This is a genomic window from Alteromonas sp. ABE4_545 (assembly GCF_056161325.1).
This window is the reverse complement of record NZ_JBSWYY010000110.1, coordinates 1-206: the sequence shown is the minus strand read 5'-3', so window position 1 is coordinate 206 and position 206 is coordinate 1. Positions and strand designations below refer to the sequence as shown.

At 46.1% G+C, this 206-nt stretch carries 1 protein-coding gene; it reads left to right on the top strand.

From position 1 onward, the window contains the following. Nucleotides 1–20: 20 nt before the first annotated feature. The coding region (locus ACXAH6_RS20520; protein ID WP_474879848.1) for an IS4/Tn5 family transposase DNA-binding protein at nucleotides 21–206 on the top strand (186 nt) is incomplete at its 3' end.

Below are 206 nucleotides of genomic sequence, written 5' to 3'. Positions count from 1 at the left end.
CTTGGTTGTGAGAGTAAATGATGATGGAAATTGCACAGTGGTCTAATAATACTTTTGGAAAAGCCAATTTAGGCGATCCCCGTCGCACTGCACGCTTGGTAAAGTTGGCGGCATCGTTAGCCAGCTCACCAGGAAAACCTATCGTGAATATCACACAATCTCCCGCAGATATGGAAGGCGCGTATCGCTTTATTCGTAACGAACAC